Source organism: Vibrio sp. HI00D65 (assembly GCF_001635455.1).
Taxonomy (GTDB): domain Bacteria; phylum Pseudomonadota; class Gammaproteobacteria; order Enterobacterales; family Vibrionaceae; genus Vibrio.
In genome coordinates this window covers 1-775 of the sequence record NZ_LWEH01000600.1, presented here as the reverse complement: position 1 = coordinate 775, position 775 = coordinate 1, and the positions used below count along the sequence as shown (strand labels likewise).

Sequence of the window (775 nt, the reverse complement as noted above, 5' to 3'; positions counted from 1 at the left end):
TAAGTCCGAAACCAGTTGTGCTTCTATTAGCCATGTTGTTTCTCCTTATGTACCTACCCCGAAGGGCCTCCAGTACGGTTTGTTAATCGATGATATTTAAAATTACTTTTTCGTACCACCGAAGGTTACACGAGATTGCCTCTCAACATTGATAGGCATTCTACTATCCTGCTCCTTCATAAGATCGTTGGCTACTGCTTCGCTTCGTTCCTCATGACGTTTGGTCATGTATTCCTGACGTTGCTTCGCGATCTCGATTGGTACCTTCGCAAGTAGAAGGCCACCGACCCCAATCACTCCCTTGTATCTGCCCTCATCGAGGACTGGATAATCTGATGCATTCTCAACCTCTTCGGCACGAACCAGTTCATAACCTTCACGTTGTCGTGATGTTATATTGGTTGTATCTTGGAAGCCTTGTACTTCAGCTCTTATCCATCTATACCTGAATCCATCAGGTGCAGGGGGTGCATCTAGAGATGATGGTGGAACCCACACTTTAGGCCTTTCAGACTTTGACCGTGTTTGGTTCGCACGAGAAGTATTTTTATTTTTTTCCATTTTACGCTCCTTCCGTGTTTTTCAATTGTTTTGCGTACTCTTCGAGTGGCACACCTAATTTTTTCGCTATTGCGACCTGTGATGATGTGAGTCTCACAGTTTTGCGACCAGGCTTTACGCTTCTATTAGCTGAAGCCACTGTCTGAACAGGGGCGGTCGGTTGCTTTTCATCAGTTTTACCAAATTTATGCGGAAAGTCAACTCTGATTCTTTT

Annotated in this window: 2 protein-coding genes; both read right to left on the bottom strand. The window is 44.5% G+C overall.

Annotated features, from left to right (window positions below):
• Positions 1–102: 102 nt before the first annotated feature.
• On the bottom strand, positions 103–561 hold the full coding sequence (locus tag A3712_RS24130; RefSeq protein ID WP_063525261.1) for a hypothetical protein: 459 nt from the start codon (positions 559–561) through the stop codon (positions 103–105).
• Position 562: 1 nt separating this feature from the next.
• A partial coding sequence (locus A3712_RS28525) for a hypothetical protein (RefSeq protein ID WP_231891884.1) occupies positions 563–775 on the bottom strand: 213 nt, incomplete at its 5' end.